18 protein-coding genes are annotated in these 15,940 nt (G+C 41.4%); 3 read left to right on the forward strand and 15 right to left on the reverse strand.

The annotated features are described in order from the left end of the window. The 8 genes from IEW67_RS05420 to IEW67_RS05455 all read right to left on the reverse strand — a co-directional run. Nucleotides 1-372, reverse strand: a 372-nt coding sequence (locus IEW67_RS05420; protein ID WP_188632049.1) for a hypothetical protein, incomplete at its 3' end; no start/stop codon positions are given. 182 nt (nt 373-554) lie between these two features. Then, on the reverse strand, nt 555-1,964 hold the full coding sequence (locus IEW67_RS05425) for a VWA domain-containing protein (protein WP_188632050.1): 1,410 nt from the start codon (nt 1,962-1,964) through the stop codon (nt 555-557). Nucleotides 1,965-2,015: 51 nt separating this feature from the next. After that, on the reverse strand, nt 2,016-2,225 hold the full coding sequence (locus IEW67_RS05430) for a Flp family type IVb pilin (protein WP_229671682.1): 210 nt from the start codon (nt 2,223-2,225) through the stop codon (nt 2,016-2,018). Between the two features lie 25 nt (nt 2,226-2,250). Next, nucleotides 2,251-3,186: a type II secretion system F family protein gene (locus IEW67_RS05435; protein ID WP_188632052.1), complete on the reverse strand. Its 936-nt coding sequence runs from the start codon at nt 3,184-3,186 to the stop codon at nt 2,251-2,253. A 3-nt stretch (nt 3,187-3,189) separates the two neighbouring features. Then, nucleotides 3,190-4,119: a type II secretion system F family protein gene (locus IEW67_RS05440; RefSeq protein ID WP_188632053.1), complete on the reverse strand. Its 930-nt coding sequence runs from the start codon at nt 4,117-4,119 to the stop codon at nt 3,190-3,192. Then, nucleotides 4,091-5,464, reverse strand: a complete 1,374-nt coding sequence (locus tag IEW67_RS05445; RefSeq protein WP_188632054.1) for a TadA family conjugal transfer-associated ATPase — start codon at nt 5,462-5,464, stop codon at nt 4,091-4,093. Before IEW67_RS05445 ends, IEW67_RS05440 begins: the two co-directional genes overlap by 29 nt. A 21-nt stretch (nt 5,465-5,485) precedes the next feature. Then, nucleotides 5,486-6,616 carry a CpaE/TadZ family protein gene (locus IEW67_RS05450; RefSeq protein WP_188632055.1) on the reverse strand — a complete coding sequence of 377 codons (1,131 nt, stop codon included), beginning with the start codon at nt 6,614-6,616 and terminating at the stop codon, nt 5,486-5,488. A 30-nt stretch (nt 6,617-6,646) separates the two neighbouring features. Further along, entirely contained in the window at nt 6,647-7,423 is a 777-nt protein-coding gene (locus tag IEW67_RS05455; RefSeq protein ID WP_188632056.1) for a flagella basal body P-ring formation protein FlgA, read from the reverse strand. A gap of 359 nt (nt 7,424-7,782) precedes the next feature. Between IEW67_RS05455 and IEW67_RS05460 the strand changes: the two genes are divergently transcribed. Beyond that, nucleotides 7,783-8,055 (forward strand): hypothetical protein, encoded by a 273-nt coding sequence (locus IEW67_RS05460; protein ID WP_188632057.1) that lies wholly within the window; start codon nt 7,783-7,785, stop codon nt 8,053-8,055. 118 nt (nt 8,056-8,173) lie between these two features. Here the strand turns inward: IEW67_RS05460 and IEW67_RS05465 are convergent, their stop codons facing one another. Next, on the reverse strand, nt 8,174-8,449 hold the full coding sequence (locus IEW67_RS05465; protein ID WP_188632058.1) for a YutD family protein: 276 nt from the start codon (nt 8,447-8,449) through the stop codon (nt 8,174-8,176). Between the two features lie 142 nt (nt 8,450-8,591). Between IEW67_RS05465 and IEW67_RS05470 the strand changes: the two genes are divergently transcribed. Beyond that, nucleotides 8,592-9,170, forward strand: coding sequence for a YhcN/YlaJ family sporulation lipoprotein (locus tag IEW67_RS05470; protein ID WP_188632059.1), 579 nt, complete (start codon nt 8,592-8,594; stop codon nt 9,168-9,170). A 77-nt stretch (nt 9,171-9,247) separates the two neighbouring features. Beyond that, nucleotides 9,248-10,189: a M23 family metallopeptidase gene (locus tag IEW67_RS05475; RefSeq protein WP_308430709.1), complete on the forward strand. Its 942-nt coding sequence runs from the start codon at nt 9,248-9,250 to the stop codon at nt 10,187-10,189. A gap of 96 nt (nt 10,190-10,285) precedes the next feature. Here the strand turns inward: IEW67_RS05475 and IEW67_RS05480 are convergent, their stop codons facing one another. The 6 genes from IEW67_RS05480 to IEW67_RS05505 all read right to left on the reverse strand — a co-directional run bounded on the left by IEW67_RS05480 (nt 10,286) and on the right by IEW67_RS05505 (nt 15,636). Further along, the gene (locus IEW67_RS05480; protein ID WP_188632060.1) at nt 10,286-10,393 is read right to left on the reverse strand and encodes a methionine/alanine import family NSS transporter small subunit; all 108 of its coding nucleotides are present in this window, start codon (nt 10,391-10,393) and stop codon (nt 10,286-10,288) included. Further along, a complete protein-coding gene (locus IEW67_RS05485) occupies nt 10,394-11,932 on the reverse strand; it encodes a sodium-dependent transporter (protein ID WP_188632061.1) in 1,539 nt (512 codons plus the stop codon). A 175-nt stretch (nt 11,933-12,107) separates the two neighbouring features. Continuing rightward, the gene (gene yunB, locus IEW67_RS05490; protein WP_188632062.1) at nt 12,108-12,908 is read right to left on the reverse strand and encodes a sporulation protein YunB; all 801 of its coding nucleotides are present in this window, start codon (nt 12,906-12,908) and stop codon (nt 12,108-12,110) included. Between the two features lie 52 nt (nt 12,909-12,960). Continuing rightward, complete coding sequence (locus IEW67_RS05495; RefSeq protein ID WP_188632063.1) at nt 12,961-13,263, reverse strand: YunC family protein; 303 nt, start codon at nt 13,261-13,263, stop codon at nt 12,961-12,963. 67 nt (nt 13,264-13,330) lie between these two features. Beyond that, entirely contained in the window at nt 13,331-14,731 is a 1,401-nt protein-coding gene (locus tag IEW67_RS05500) for a bifunctional metallophosphatase/5'-nucleotidase (RefSeq protein ID WP_188632064.1), read from the reverse strand. A 122-nt stretch (nt 14,732-14,853) separates the two neighbouring features. Then, nucleotides 14,854-15,636: a sulfite exporter TauE/SafE family protein gene (locus IEW67_RS05505; RefSeq protein ID WP_308430710.1), complete on the reverse strand. Its 783-nt coding sequence runs from the start codon at nt 15,634-15,636 to the stop codon at nt 14,854-14,856. Nucleotides 15,637-15,940 lie beyond the last annotated feature (304 nt).

The raw sequence follows: 15,940 nt of genomic DNA on the forward strand, positions 1-15,940 counted from the left end.
TGCTATTTCCGTTTGTTCCCTGGCCATTTGTTCCGTCGCCGTTTGTGCTATTTCCGTTTGTTCCCTGGCCATTTGTTCCGTCGCCGTTTGTGCTATTTCCGTTTGTTCCCTGGCCATTTGTTCCGTTGCCATTTGTGCTATTTCCGTTTGTTCCCTGGCCATTTGTTCCGTCGCCGTTGAATCCTGGCTGAGACCAAGGATCTCCACTGAAACCATCAGCAGACCAGCCCTCAGATTGCCAACCTTCCATATACCATGGGATGCTGGACCAGTCACTTGCAGGAGGGGATTCAGTTCCTTCACCTTGCCAACTGTCACCCTGCCACGTTTCACCTTGCCATTCCAGATTGGATCCATCCCATGGATTCCCATTCCAGGTGTCGCCCTCCCATGCATTACCTTCCCATGTGTCCCCGGTCCAAGAACTAACGGCATAAACTGTAGGGGTTATTACCGGAAAGAAAGCTATGAATAATACGGCAGACAGTAACAGACTTTTCCTTAACCATTTGGCAATTTTCATCACCTTCTTCAGACCGCGTTATAACTGATTATTAATTCTCGGTTTGATTATCATATTTTTCTTTGATGGACTTTTTCGTTTCTTCAATATTTGTAGCACTAATGTTTTCAAGTTCTGACACAACTTCTTCCTGAGCTTCATCAATAGAGTCTCTCACATCATTACGTTTTGAATAGAATTCTTTTCTTTGTTCTCTATTGATAATGCCTTCATCCTCAAATATCCGGGTTAAACGTGATAAATTATTATACTGTTCTGTGTTTTTTAGTCCCCACTCATTTGATACACTCGTGATATCAAAGCTGTTCTCAACCCTAGTATGATCTAAATCCCTAAGTGCATCGTCTTTCCAATCTTCCCATGCTTCTAACACCTCTTCTGCCCGATTAAACTCTTCTTCCAACTCATCCTGATTGTTAGCTGTTGCAAAGACACCACCTGATGCATCAGCCATTTCTTTTAACTGCTTCTGAGCATCGGAGCCTATATTGAAGCCGATTATATTCATGATAGGTTGAGCATTCGAATCTGAAAGTGATTCGGCGACTTTCACAGGGTCACCACCACAGGTTTCCACCCCGTCGCTGACAACATAAATCAGGTTAGTATTATTCTCAGCATCAAATTCTGAAAGAGAATCCTTTGCCTTTTTCAGTGCATCAGAAAGTGGTGTCCAGCCAGCCGGTTCTATTTTGTCCAATTCTTTCTGAAATTCATCCTCCTTATATGGCGCATAGCCATAAACTTGTTCAATTGCTTCACAGGACATTTTTTTATCACTATCGGAGCCGGTCCCTTTATGTCCATAAACCCGAAACGAGACATTTGCTTCCTCTGGTACTTGCTTCATAAAATCGTTAATGGATTCTTTCGCAATCTGCATCATCGTTTTCTCTCCAATATAAGTGCCCATACTTCCGCTCGCATCAAGCAATACTTCTACATTATAGTTTTCTTTAAAGTGATATCGCGAGTCTGGAAGATCAGGGTTTCCAAAGGACCCGAACTCCCATTTTTTGATGGTATCCTGGGGATCAGGAAAATCCTCGGCAACTAATGAATAAAGGTAATCAAAATAACGATTTAATTCTTCTTCACTAGCATTTTCAGGAAGGGGCTCCAGTTGTTGGACATCTTCCATTACGTCATCTTCTAAGTGATCATCCCGGACGTCAACTCCCGCATAAGGTCCTTTTTGCTGCTGGATAAATCCATTTGTAACCTGTGGTATTTCGGCTACGTTTTCTAAAACTTTAACACTGCCGTTATTTTCCTTATCTGATTCGTTTTCATTAGTGTCATTGTCTGTATCATTATTAATTTCTTCAGTGTTATGTTCAGTATTTCCTTCAGGTTGTGCTGATTCATCTTCACTTTCAGTACAAGCAACTAAAAATACAGATAATACTAACATAAAAACCCAGAAGGATTTGCTTTTCATAAATAGTCTCCTATTTTACATTCTATATTAAAGATTAAGTATAATTTATTCTCAGCCTCCGCTTCCGATATCCTCAATTAATTCTTCAAATTTTTTCACTAGTGTTTGGCCAAATTCACCGCCACTAAACGCTTTTGAAACAACTCCAACAAGGATTACAATAACAGCCGCAATTCCAATCCATTCCAAAGTCTGCGAACCTCTTTCATCGCGCTTGAACTCTGCAAACTTATTTAAAGTCTTTGCATAAATTCCATTCATAAATTTCACTTTTCATTCCTCCATTTTAAAATAAATTAAAGATACTGTTTTCACCCATCAGCATATTCATGATCATCAACCCGGCAATCATCAATATCGACACGGGTGCAATCAAAAACGTTGTAACCAATGTAACCTTTGGCGATGCTTTTGCCGCCAACTCCTTCACTTGTTCCTGACGTATCTCCCGCAGCTCTTCAGCTTGAATCTGAAATGTTTTCGCTATCGGTATTCCGAGATCCATCCCTTGTATCAGTGCTTTAATCAGTGACTGGAATTCTTCATTATCATTCCGCTTCAGAAGTTCACGATAGGCTTTTTCACGGGGAACTCCAAGGTCAATTTCCTGATTGAAACGTGAAAACTCCTCACGGATGGGGCCATCGAAATATCGAATCACCTCCCTTAATGCGTTATCAAGACTCACCCCAGCTTGAAGGCTGGTACTGACAGTGTCCATAAAATCGGGTAATTCTGCTCTGATTTGCTGCTGTCTTTTCTTTACCTCCCTTCTGATCAATACAATCGGTATGAAATAACCCACAATCGGGTTGAATACAAGCATATACTGCGAGAATGGAAGCCCCATAATAATCGTCAGTATTCCGGTGAAAAAACCAACTATCAATAAAAATATTTTCAAACCCTGAAATCGGGACACTGTTAGTTTCAACGGATTTCCTGATTTTCTGAGCCACTCCTCCACCATGTGGTTTTCACTGAAAAAGTTTATCCGCTGACCCAGGTCGGTAAAGTCATCCGCATACTTTGTGACGCGGCTGAATATTTGAGCACGTCTGCTTTTCTTTTTTTCCTTCTTTTCAAATGGATCAACATGGGTAACTTCTGAAACGCGCCCGAGAACATAACGCTTGTCACTTAAAAAAGACCAAAAATGTTTCAGGAATAATAATATACAAAACCAAAAAGCGATAATCGATAAAATGATTAATGCATCCATAAGCTACACCTTTATATTTGTAATTTTACGAATGAGAAAAAACGATAATACAATAGCTGCCACAAATACAACCAATATAACCAATCCAAATCCTGACCATAACGGATCAATAAACCCATCAATGACATTATTCATAACAAGCAGCAAAAAAACTGGTAACGCAGGTACAATGAATGAAATATACTTTTCTTCAGATGTCATCGTTTTAATGACCTGGTTTAGTACTTTCCTGTCCTCAAATGTATTAGCCATCGTATCCAGTGTGAGTGCCAAATTCCCGCCTGTTTGTTTCTGAATGAGAAGCGTTGCAATAAACAAATTGAAATCGCGTGATTTATTCCGTTTTTGTACCGCCCGGAAGGCCGTTTCCAAATTAACCCCCAGTTTCAATTCATTTGAAATTCGTTTAAATTCATCTTTGGCAGGGGTAGAAACTTCACGGGCAACTATATCGATACCCTGATTAATCGTTAATCCCGATCTTGCCGCATTACCCAGGATTCTGCAGATTTCACTTAATTGCTCATTAAAACGTAACTCATAGCTGTTTTTTCGAAAATAGAATAATAGATAGTTAGATACAAATAGCAGCACTATCGGTAAAATCATACTCAATGTTAATGGCATTCCAAAAACAGAATAAAACATGACGAACAACACAAGATAACCAACAATTAAAATCCCAAGATATTCAGAAGGCAATAATTTGAGATTTGCATTATGTAACTTAATCCTTAACTTCTCTGCAGATTCTTTCTCATCAAACCTGTCTCCCCACGTACTGATGAAACTTTTTCTTTCTTCCTCAGGGAACCATTCTTTCACCTTCTGTTTCCATTCTTTCTTCTGTGCTCTGTATCCAAGGAAAAAATAGACACATAAGAGAAAAGACAAAACACCTAAACTATAAAGAATAGACACTGTCAGTTCCATAGTTGCCCTCCTCTTGTGGCATAAACAAATCCTTATCAAAATGTATACCAAATACGTCCATATGGGGTAAACATTTTGGAATGATGCCTGTTGGCGTAAAGTGTCCCCGAACATTGCCTTCTCCGTCAACACCTGTACGTTGGAAACGGAATATATCCCTTACCTCAATCTGATTATCTTTTGTCTTTTCAACTTCTGATACATTTGTGATTTTTCGTGTTCCATCTGTTAAACGCTGGACTTGCACAATGTAATCAAGTGCACCGGCAATATAATCACGGATAACGTGCGTCGGTAAATCCATTCCGGCCATGACAACCATTCCCTCAACACGATTGATCGCATCAAACGGGGTGTTAGCGTGAACCGTTGTCAGCGAACCCTCGTGACCAGTGTTCATGGCCTGTAGCATATCGAAAGCCTCGGCTCCACGAACTTCCCCGACTATGATCCGATCAGGACGCATACGAAGCGAGTTTTTCACTAAATTCCTGATGGTTACTTCACCGCTGCCTTCCACGTTTGGAGGCCGCGCTTCCATACCAACGACATTCGGCCGGTCAAACTTCAGTTCAGCAGAATCCTCAATGGTGACAACGCGTTCACCATTGGGTATTGATTTACCCAGTGCATTCAGCAGAGTAGTTTTACCACTCCCGGTACCACCGGAGATAAGCAGGCTTAATTTCGTTTGTACCAATGCTTGCATAAACCTTGACATATCATTTGTGAATGTGCCAAGTTCCTGTAAGTCATCCATTATGAATGGTGTCTTTCGGAACTTCCGGATTGACAGAAGTGTTCCGCCAAGACTAATTGGCTCGATAACAGCGTTGACACGGCTTCCATCGGGCAATCTAGCATCAACCATCGGAGAACTTTCATCAATTCTTCTTCCAAGCGGTGCAACGACCCTGTCAACGATATGCCTGACATGTGCTTCGTCTTTAAACGAAACATTTACCCTTTCAAGACGCCCACTCTTTTCGACGAAGACCTCTTTCGGGTTGTTGACAAGTATCTCCGTGATTGAATCATCTTTCAGCAGCGGCTCCAGCGGTCCAAAGCCGACACTTTCATCAATAAGCATGCTCAGCATACGTTCTTTGTCCTGTCTTGGAATAACCACTTTTTCCTCTGACATAAACTGATTGATGAAACGTTCAATCTTCAAACGTTTATCTGAGTCACCAAGGCTGGTTATCTGATCCAGGTTAACTTCAGTCAACAGTCTAGATTTATAATGCTCCACCAGCTCATCCAGGTAGCCGAAATTGGACACAACTCCAGTATCTATGTCATTATTGTCAGGCTGCGCTTTTGTATTTCTTTGAAAAAGAGACACGATACCACCACCATCTGATCATTATTTCAGCATTGAATGAACCCATTTGTGTACATCCTTGGAAAATGGAGGGAGTTTCTTTTCCTGAGGTGTTTTTCTTAATGGTTCACCCTGATTAATGTATGCCTGAACATTTTTAATATCCTTCCTGATTTCCGACGTTACCGGATAAGTTGAAAAGCGCTCCAGATCTTTTTTGGTCAGTTCATTGTCTTTGCCTTTAAAATTTATGACGAACTCAAGCCGATCCTGTGTGATGACACCTAAGCGCTGAAACAAGTTTTCTACATTCTTCAACACGCGGATGGCTACTGTATCAAGATTCATCAAATAATAAATACGGTTAGCCTCTTCCAAAACTGCCATTGTCCGTTCATCCATCAACACCGGTAAATCGACGATAATAAAATCATAGTGGCGCTTACTGGCACGCAACAGCTTTACAATGAAATCTTCCGTTACTTTCTCGGCCAGTTCAGCATCTCTGGGACTTACAAGCATATTCAAATCCGAATGCTTTTCCTTTTCGGATACATTCCGGATATGGTGTTCACCCAGTTCCTCCATAACGGGTAGAAGATCAATGATTGATCGGCTGCTGTCAATTCCCAGAAATGTCTCAGCGCCTCCATAGTGCAAATTCAAATCTATAAATAGAACTTTTGCGGTTGATTCCAGTTTCAATGTTTGTGCAAAAGTTGTGCTGATCAGCGATTTTCCTGTGCCCCCGCCCCCGCTATAAAAAGCGAATATCTGTCCACCCCCGCGTTTAAAAACTTTTTCGGATTCTGTTTCATTTTGCATACCAACTTCTGCAGCCATGATTTCTAGGCGTTCCTTGAAAATCAGCTCTTCACCCGGAAGTACATAAAAATCAGTGATACCGAGCTGATTAAGACTTCTGAGCAAACTGAAATTTTCTTCATCACTCAGACAAACAATCGATGAATGAGGATGTTCAGATAATGCTATTTGCGCATCTTCTATGGCAGTCTCTCCATTATTTATAATCAGAATCAATTGTGCGTCTGTCTTTCTCAAGTCTGCTACAGTCAGAAAATTAAGCTGAAAGGATTCGTTTATTTGTTGCTCTACTACTGCCGCCAGTTCTTCATTTTCCCCTATAACATATATATCGTTTACTTTACTCATACGGTTCCTCCAACAACATATCTATGAATTTTAATCATCTTTATTATTATCGTTATCTTTGTTCTTATCTTTGTTATCATCGTCCGATTTATCGGATTTTTCTTTTCCATCTTTTGAATCACTGTCGGCATTCGGGGCATTTTCGGTGCTCTCGGTCTGATTGCTCTCCTCCGACTCCTCTTCCTGTTGCTCTGATTCGGCCACATTTGCTTTGACAAGTCGTAAACTGTCTGCATAATTCTGCATATGTATTAACTTTGAAACATTTTCATACGGAATTTCCAGCTGTACCCCTGCAAAGTCTCCATCCCCATTGGAAGCTGTTCTGGCAACCTTCACATCCTCCATAAACACTTCCGTAACCGGCTCATCATCGAAACTATGGGAAACAATGATATCAGCACGATCCAACGCCGTCATTTCCTCATCAAACGACACCTTCTCTGATTTAAACACTGATACTAGCCGATTGTTGGCCTCCGTTACTGCAGAAGCTTCTTTCAAAATGTTATCAGTTATAACATCCCCGGGTGATAACGGTACAACGGAAACTTTGTTCATCAGCTCCTCAACATCTGTTATGTGCTCATCACGAAGGTACTGCTGAGGTATTTCATCTGTTGATACATCATCAGGTGTTATGACTTTCCTTGATGAAATTTCATTGTCTGCCGTGTAAATGGTTACGAATGTCCCAAGATCGGTATTAATTGCCTGAACTTTCTTTAATACAAGAAAACCGGACACTGCAGCCAATAATATGGCCAATAAGAAAAATATAATTGCTCTCCGCTTCGATTCTAGCATTTACCGCAAACCCTCTTTCTCTATCCAATGAATACTTATATCAATAGTTACCTAAAACTATAATGACAAAAAACATAAATATGTCAATCCTATGACAAAAACCGCCTTAATCATAATGATCAGAAAGAACTAGACATAATATTCCTGAAGCCGGTTAATTGCTTTAATAAACCAGTTAAATTAGGTAATAAGAATCATTTAACGGGGTTATAACGTATGTGTTATTTTATTTTATAGGTAATAAGACTTATTTTTAGCAACAATTACCAATTAGTCTGAATTCAGTCTAATATTGACAATAACTGGTACAAATAATTGCTTCATAAAGGGAAAAATAACGATTAGAAAGGGTGATACCAATGGCCAAAAGAGGTAAAAAACAATACAGTGATTTTTCGAATGTCCGGAATCAGCAAAATCTGGTCCCTGAAGAATTTCCAGAGGGGCCATTTGGTTCAGGAATAAACGATGGAGAGCTGGAGGGCAGTAAATCGACACCGTGGAAAGAAGGGCAGAAACGGAAAAGTGCGTTTGTTTACCCGGATAAGGAACTTCATGACGATTTGCCTAGACAAACCCCCGGTGCCCACCCGATTCATGATGAACCGGGCGAAGAAGATCCGGATGATTAGAAAAACTCAGGCCTACCCTCGTCTTATAGCGAGTGCCGAAGATTTTCTTATAAGGTCATCCATAATTTATCGTTTCTGAGGTTATAAATAAGAGCAGCAAGCCTACGGGCTGCTGCTCTTATTTATCCACTTTTTTGATGATGAAATAGGCACAGCCGAAGTTGCAATACTCGTAAAGATAGTCATCCAGTGTGCTTATTTTTGTATCAAAGCCGGCTTTGGGGTTCTGATCATCATAAAAACCTTTGAGTCGTAGCTGATCATAGCCCCAGTCACCGACAACAAAATCATATTTTGACAAAATGTCGGAAAAGCGTTCTTTTAAATGTTCTTCATGAAAACCGTCTTTTTCATTTTCAATGATTTCATATGTCTTTCCTTGTAACTCAATCACAAAATTCACCCCATTTGCGTAACCTCAGTTTATCATAACCTGGCGCTGTTCAACCAATATTTTTGGGAAATTTACTGTATGAAATTTACCGGATACAGCAAACTAAGTTAAACAAATTTTTTCAAGCAACAGGAGGACTATCATGAAAAGGAACTTACTTCTCTTATTTTTATTCGTCGTAAGTATCATGCTGGCAGCATGCGGCGGAGCGGACAATGCTGCAGATGATGAGCGCCGTCAGGCTGAAGAACGTGATCAGATGGTTGAGGAATTAGATCCGGAGCGGGAAACAACGCCATCCAACCCATCCGGTGACAACAAACTTGGCTATGTGCGATACACAAAAGAGCAGGTTGAAAATGAAACTGAAAAACAGCACGGTGTCAATATCGATCGAACTGCGCTTGCCAACATGATCACACGAATCATTTTGCGGAATGACGGATTTGCTGAAGCGGCAACACTTGTTACCGATAATAAAACTCTCATTGCATATGATAAGGAAGATGCACTGGATAAAGACAAAGCTGCTGATATCGCTAATAAGACAGCGGTCTCAATCCTGCCGGGTTATTTTGATGTTTATGTTTCAGACAATGCGGCTCTGATAGGCGATATCCAAAGCCTGCACAATTCCAGCATTGAGGATAACAAATATGACAATACCATCAACCAGATTATTGAACAAATGGAACATTCTTCACAAGGAGCGGAAGAATAATCAACTAACAGACGTTTCTTCGCTAGTCCTGTCTGTTTACGAAGGTGGTGAGCTCAATTTTTAAAAAAATGTCCTTTATGCTGGCAGTTTTAATCTTTTTCGCTGCCGCTCTGAATCCAGCGCAGGCAGAAGAAAAGAAACAGGATCTGCATGAGAAACGAATGGCTTTATACAAAAAAACAGAGACTGTCACGCAGGTTCCCTGGTATTATATTGCTGCGATTGACCAGTATGAACGGAACAGCTCAGATGAAGATAAGGACGATCAGCTTGTATCCATTTCAATCCCCGATGAACTATGGTATGGGATAGGAAACAGTTCGATGATAAAAAAGGAAAGCATTATCGGCTTGTTTCAGGGGAAAGGCAAAGATGGAAATGATGACAATAAAGCCGATCCGAAAAATCCGGAAGATGTGCTGTATACGATGGCATCGATTCTGCTGGAATATGGTTCTTCCCGTGACGAAGTAAAAATTGCGCTTTGGAATTATTATCAGCGTGATTTGACTGTACAGACGATCATGAATACGGCCGACGTTTTCAAAAAATTTGACCGGCTGGATCTGACCGACAGGGATTTTCCAGTTGATACAAATTATAATTATAGTGTTAACAATAACTATGGTGATCGCCGTGGATTTGGAGGGTTAAGGATACACGAAGGTTCAGACATATTCGCGGATTATGGCACGCCGGTCAAATCCACAACATACGGCGTGATTGAATTGAAAGGCTGGAACTTATACGGCGGATGGCGGCTTGGCATTCGTGATATTAATAATGTTTACCATTATTATGCCCACATGAGCAGCTATAATGATGACATTAAAGTCGGTCAGGTTGTCAAACCGGGTGATCTGCTTGGCAAGGTCGGTTCAACCGGTTACGGGCCGCCCGGCACATCGGGAAAATTCCCACCACATCTGCATTATGGCTTGTACCAGGACAATGGTCACAGTGAGTGGTCATTCAATCCGTATCCATATTTGCAAAGGTGGAAGCGAATGTCGGACTAAAAGACCCGTTGGATAACATTTAAACAGCGCAAACCATTTTAAAACAAAAAAGAGCCTCTACCCTATTGGCAAAGGCTCTTTTACTTTGTATCTTAATTATTTTCGTTCTGCACCTTTTTTCACGGCATTTGTAATACTTGCTGCCAATCCTCCCCATATAATCAGCATGGAGATGATCATGAATATAATAGCGCCTCCAGTCATTTATTTCGCCTCCCAGGAATTGTGTGATTCGCCTCCGTTATCGCCTTTGGATCCTTTCCATTTCGTTAAAGCGAGGATGATGCCTACCACTAGTGCCCCGCCGGCAACAAACCAGCCGCTATACATGATAAAACTATCCGGATAGCCTGCATAGTTGCCGGTTTCCGTTTCAAATTGCTTCCATAAGTTTTGCCGGAGCAAAATAATCATATTGTAACCAAGAACAATCGGTGTGATAACCATCAGACTGATATTCCACCAGTACCTGATTTTTATGTCGGAAATGTCGTTTGCATGTGCCTTGAATTCATTAAGCTTGCGCAGGAACCAGGCGATAATGACAACTTCGACCAGGCCAAGCGCCGCAACACCGAATTGGTTGATGAAATAGTCCGCTGCATCAAGGAAGTTCAAACCGCCCCGAGTTGCAAATATCAATGACACAATGAATGCAAAGCCACCGCCAAATAGTACAGCTTTATTGCGGGATATGTTCAGTTTATCAGACAAACCGGCAACATACGTTTCAATAATTGATATGAGCGATGACAATCCGGCCAGAACGAGTGATGCGAAAAACAGAAAGCCGAACAGTTCGTTCAGTGCCGGAAATTGGTTGATAATCTGCGGGAATACCACAAATGCAAGGCCAACACCGCCGGTAACCACATCTTCCACTGCAACGCCCTGATTCACTGCCATAAATCCAAGCACCGAAAAGACACCGATACCGCTAAGTAGTTCAAAACTCGAGTTGCCGAAACCTACAATAAATGCATTATTCGTAATATCCGATTTCTTAGGCAGGTAGCTCGAATATGTGATCATAATGGCAAACGCGATGGACATACTGAAGAATATCTGCCCATATGCCGCCACCCAGACATCCGGATCGGCAAGCGCGCCAAAATCAGGTGTGAAGAAAGTGTTCAATCCTTCAAAAGCTCCTGGAAGGGTCACTGCCCGGATAACGATAATAAGAAAAACAACTACCAGCGTTGGGATAAATATTCGGTTCGCCATTTCGATACCTTTTTTAACACCCTGGTAAAGAACACCTAAAACAACCAGCCAAACTATAATTAATGGTATAAGTACACTAGGCACAAAGCCTCCAAATTCACCGGGTGCTGCCGTTTCCAAATAGTTGCTGAACAAAAATCCCTCTGTATCCGATCCCCAGTTCAGATTAAATGAAAAGATTGAATACGAGATTGCCCAGGCAATAATGACCGAGTAATAGGTCGAGATGACGAAAGCAACCAGTACCCCCCACCAACCGACCCACTCCGTATTTTTATTCATTCGTTTAAATGTGAGCGGTGATGATCCGCGATATTTGTGACCCATGGTAAATTCCATAATTAAAATGGGTATTCCTGCTGTCAACAGCGCAATCAGGTAGGGAACCATAAATGCCCCTCCACCATTTTCAAACGCTGTCGTCGGGAAACGCCAAATATTGCCGAGTCCGATCGCAGAACCTACCGCAGCCATAATAAAACCCGCTCGTGTTCCCCATTGAGAACGATTTTCCATTTAAATACCCTCCTCTTTACTGATTATGTCTGTTTCCAAAGAATCAGAAGCCAGCATAATCTTTATATTTTTTACTGTTTTCAGATATTTATGATTGTATTATAACGGTACTTTTTTACTATGTCAAAGCTTAGCTGTACTATACCTATCCTCCATTACTGTTTATAGTGAGACACTACTCTTGGTTTTCGTTTGTAATCGAGTCTTTTGGCACCGAAATGGATGGGCCATCGCTTCCACCGCCACCGTAAAAGTCCGGTACATCACCCATCAGAGCTCCGCCGTCAATATAGATTTCTGTTGCAACAGTCTTGGTCTCTGTTGAAAATGGAACGACAATTTGTACATCCGCTTCCACTTCTACATATAACGACACCCACGAACCGTTTAATCCAAGCGGCTCATCATCCCGGACAATATTGGTGCGCACATTCCCGACAATTTCAAAGTTAACGGGAATCTTGGGGCCCAGATTAGCCAAAATAGTGTTGCCGGTTGCTTGACCCAGTGGGATTTCCACAACTGTCGGATCTTTTTCAGGCAAATTTTCTGTTGTATCTTCAAATTCTTCCGGCTCAAATAATGAATTTTCATAATCAGGTGGTTCACCCGAATTCATATATCTGAAATATTCCTCGACCCGGTCAGTTGCCACACGATTGATTTCACTTACGACTGACGAGTTCCAGTTGTATGTTGCGACTTTACCTTCATTATCATATGTAATATTCAATAAGTCATCATAATTATAATTTTCGGCAAACCGAACAGCCGTATTAATACCCCGTGTCGCAAATTCAGTCGTTTTTGTTTGGGCTATATCCATAAGGGTAGGTTTGATTCCTTTGTCGATTATCATGATACTGAGAAATACCATTAATGCAAATACAATCATGGTGATCACAACAATATGTTGCACGGGAGGCGGTGATCTGGATATTTTTCGTTTGCGGAATACCATTCGTTTCCTTAGCATAAGAAACCTCCTTAAAACACCTTATGCTTGTTTTAAAGAGGTTAGAATATCATTATGCTATTTTTAATAAAGCTTCTTTACCTGTCATCCCCGGTTCCCAACCATACACTTTAGACGCATCGGTCACCTTTTGCAGTGGTGCATTGAGAAGGTCATCAATTGTTTTAACACCTGTCGCGCGCCCGGCAATTACTTTTCTGTCTTTCAGGACGTCATTTAAAAGATCAACATCCAGCGCGCCGCACATAATGTAACCCACCTCATTGGAGATGACCAGCAGATTTGTTTTAGGAAGTTCCACTGTGACTGCCGTAAAATGCATCCCTTCCAGTTCCAACGGATTCACTGTCATCATATATATCAATGCCTCCCTCTCCATATACACGATATGGTATGCAGCGAGAGGACATCATGTCACAAACCTAATGATCATTCCATTTATGACGCAGTGTATCGGTTAGGAGATCTCTGAGGAATTCAGGGAGAAAATAATGCTTATCTTCGGCTCCGGCAATTTCAGGAAGCAGACGCCCGAACGTAAAGGTGTCAGCCGTCGCTACTTTATACAAAAGCTCCGGATCCAACGGCTCGTCGTGATGCAGAATTCGCTCCACATATTCACTTCCATCTTCCCTCAGTACTGTCTCAACATCGATACCGGCATAAATCATTTTACCGAGAATTTCTCCCCGAAACCCGAAACCTTTTAGCTTCAGTTCGGTGAAATCCCTTGTCAATGATCCCTGAATGACCTCTGTCAACTCAGCACCGGTCAGCTCCACCATACAAGGGTTGATCGGGTGCGGACAAATGCGATGAATAGCCTTATGTGTCACCTCTCCTGACGGAATCTGATCAAGCAATAAACCGCCATTTAGCATAGCCACATCTGCATTGGTCCATTCCTTAAGCGTTTCGGTCAGTTTCTGCATGATTGCGGTATGCTGAAACCATTTCACATCGATCGGTTCTTTTAATTCGATAACCGTCTGTTCCAGCAAAGCATCGGCCTTGTATGTCAAATCATTCAGCGCTTGTTCTGTTGCCAAATCACGCGGAAGTACTGTCATATCCTGAACAGTTGCTTCCTTATCAACAAGCTGTTTTTGATCATGGTCCCATGTCAGCACGACCTCACCGGCAAATCCGCAGTGTTTTCCTGCGGCTGTGATAATGGTGTTATTGACTATTTCACCCGTGCGCAGCAAATGGTGGGTATGTCCGCCAATAATGACATCGATATCGTCAAAGCGGCGAGCGATTTCCTGATCTTCATTAATACCTAAATGTGACATTAAGAGAATGATATCCGTCGATTCCTTCAGCCTGCTGATGTGTTCCTCAAGTGTTTGAAACGGCGCAGAGATATGCCAGTCAAGCAGTTCATAGAAGGCATTAAATGGAGCAGTCAGACCGATTACCCCGATTTTTATCCCGCTATCCGACTGAATATGTACTGTGGAGTGCAGCCAATTCGGCTCAGCGCTTGTCAAGCTGTGCAAATTGGCGCAAACCACCTCAAAATCCGCATTATCATATAAATGATGGAGATCATCGTGTGCCATCGTAATGCCTTCATTATTGCCGATTGTGACCAAATCATATCCGGCATGATTCATCAGCTCCACATTCGCTTTGCCCATGAATGCTTCGGCAATCGGATGTACCCGGTCCACATGGTCACCGATATCAATCACCCAACACGCATGATTTTCTGCCAAACGTTCTTCTTTTGCCCCTTTTAAATAACCGGCAACTTGCGGCCAAATTTCAAAATTACTATGTAAGTCATTCGTATAATAAAAGTAAAGTTTTTCCTGCATGTCACATACTCCTTTTAGCGCGTGTTCAAAAAAGAGGATAAAAAGACCGGGAGTTCGAGGCATTGCGGTTTCGAGCTGCGAAATGCATCTTTAACATTTTACCAGGTTTTTTGAACAATCTCTTATAGCAAACCCTCAATAATCAGTCTGATCCCTATAATAATCAGCAGCAGACGCAATATCCATTCAAGTATATTGCTTTTGACAAGCTGGTTAACCTTGGCTCCCAATGTTCCACCAATCCAGGCACCGGCAATGAAAAAGATGACATATTCCCAGACAACATGGCCCAGAATTATATGTGTACCTGCACTCATAATGCTGATAAAGAAAATGACAAACATTGACGTTGCTGCAGCCGTATGCACCGAGAATCCCAAGAGAAGAATCATAGCCGGCACAATAATTGAACCACCGCCAATACCGAATAACCCGGATATGATACCGATAATCAACGATATCAAAAATATGGACAGAAAAGGAGTCTTTTGTCTGGATGAACTATCCTTAACCGGCTCTTTTCGTTTCATCAGAAACAAAAATGACATGGCAATCATGAGCAACCCAAAATATAATGAAAAATAATCCGTATTGATAAACTGATTCAGCCATGATCCAATTATACCACCCGGAATACTGCCTGTTAAAAACAACAGACCAATTCTAATATTTATTCGATTGTTCCGATAGTAAGCAGCAGCTGATGAAAATGCTGTAAATACCATTGTAATCAGCGAAATTCCTACAATGACCTGGGGAGTTGCCCATGCAAAGGCATCTGAATAGTAATGCAAGAATAACATACTCGGAATCAATATGACGCCGCCACCCAAGCCAACCAGACTTCCGATAAAAGCGGCCATCAGAGCGATCAGTACAGAAATAACGTAAACCAATAATATCACTTCCAACCCAATAGTCTTCATCTATATTAGCACGAATCAAGGTGTTTTTTATATTTTTATACTCACTTCTTACCATTATAATCGAAAATAAAATTGAAAAAGCGGCACAAAAAGGCATATTTTAAATTTTTTAATGCCTCTTTTTCCGCTGCCAATTCGATTATAGGAGTGAAAAGAATATGTTAGAAAAGCTCGGCATTCGCCTCGTCTTATAGCGAATACCGAAGCTTTTCTTATAAGGTCATCCATAATTTATACTTTCTGACGTTATAAAAGAACCCGCCGGAACGGGCTCTATGAGATA

Origin of the sequence: Lentibacillus kapialis, assembly GCF_014646635.1 — a bacterium.
Classification (GTDB): domain Bacteria; phylum Bacillota; class Bacilli; order Bacillales; family Amphibacillaceae; genus Lentibacillus; species Lentibacillus kapialis.

Excerpts from the sequence above, each read along its gene's own strand:
- IEW67_RS05425 (WP_188632050.1), bottom strand. The coding sequence starts at position 1,964 with ATGAAAAGCAAATCCTTCTGGGTTTTTATGTTAGTATTATCTGTATTT.
- IEW67_RS05430 (WP_229671682.1), bottom strand. The coding sequence starts at position 2,225 with ATGAATGGAATTTATGCAAAGACTTTAAATAAGTTTGCAGAGTTCAAG.
- IEW67_RS05435 (WP_188632052.1), bottom strand. The coding sequence starts at position 3,186 with ATGGATGCATTAATCATTTTATCGATTATCGCTTTTTGGTTTTGTATA.
- IEW67_RS05440 (WP_188632053.1), bottom strand. The coding sequence starts at position 4,119 with ATGGAACTGACAGTGTCTATTCTTTATAGTTTAGGTGTTTTGTCTTTT.
- IEW67_RS05450 (WP_188632055.1), bottom strand. The coding sequence starts at position 6,616 with ATGAGTAAAGTAAACGATATATATGTTATAGGGGAAAATGAAGAACTG.
- IEW67_RS05455 (WP_188632056.1), bottom strand. The coding sequence starts at position 7,423 with ATGCTAGAATCGAAGCGGAGAGCAATTATATTTTTCTTATTGGCCATA.
- IEW67_RS05460 (WP_188632057.1), top strand. The coding sequence starts at position 7,783 with ATGGCCAAAAGAGGTAAAAAACAATACAGTGATTTTTCGAATGTCCGG.
- IEW67_RS05470 (WP_188632059.1), top strand. The coding sequence starts at position 8,592 with ATGAAAAGGAACTTACTTCTCTTATTTTTATTCGTCGTAAGTATCATG.
- IEW67_RS05475 (WP_308430709.1), top strand. The coding sequence starts at position 9,248 with ATGCTGGCAGTTTTAATCTTTTTCGCTGCCGCTCTGAATCCAGCGCAG.
- IEW67_RS05480 (WP_188632060.1), bottom strand. The coding sequence starts at position 10,393 with ATGACTGGAGGCGCTATTATATTCATGATCATCTCCATGCTGATTATA.
- IEW67_RS05485 (WP_188632061.1), bottom strand. The coding sequence starts at position 11,932 with ATGGAAAATCGTTCTCAATGGGGAACACGAGCGGGTTTTATTATGGCT.
- yunB (WP_188632062.1), bottom strand. The coding sequence starts at position 12,908 with ATGCTAAGGAAACGAATGGTATTCCGCAAACGAAAAATATCCAGATCA.
- IEW67_RS05495 (WP_188632063.1), bottom strand. The coding sequence starts at position 13,263 with ATGATGACAGTGAATCCGTTGGAACTGGAAGGGATGCATTTTACGGCA.
- IEW67_RS05500 (WP_188632064.1), bottom strand. The coding sequence starts at position 14,731 with ATGCAGGAAAAACTTTACTTTTATTATACGAATGACTTACATAGTAAT.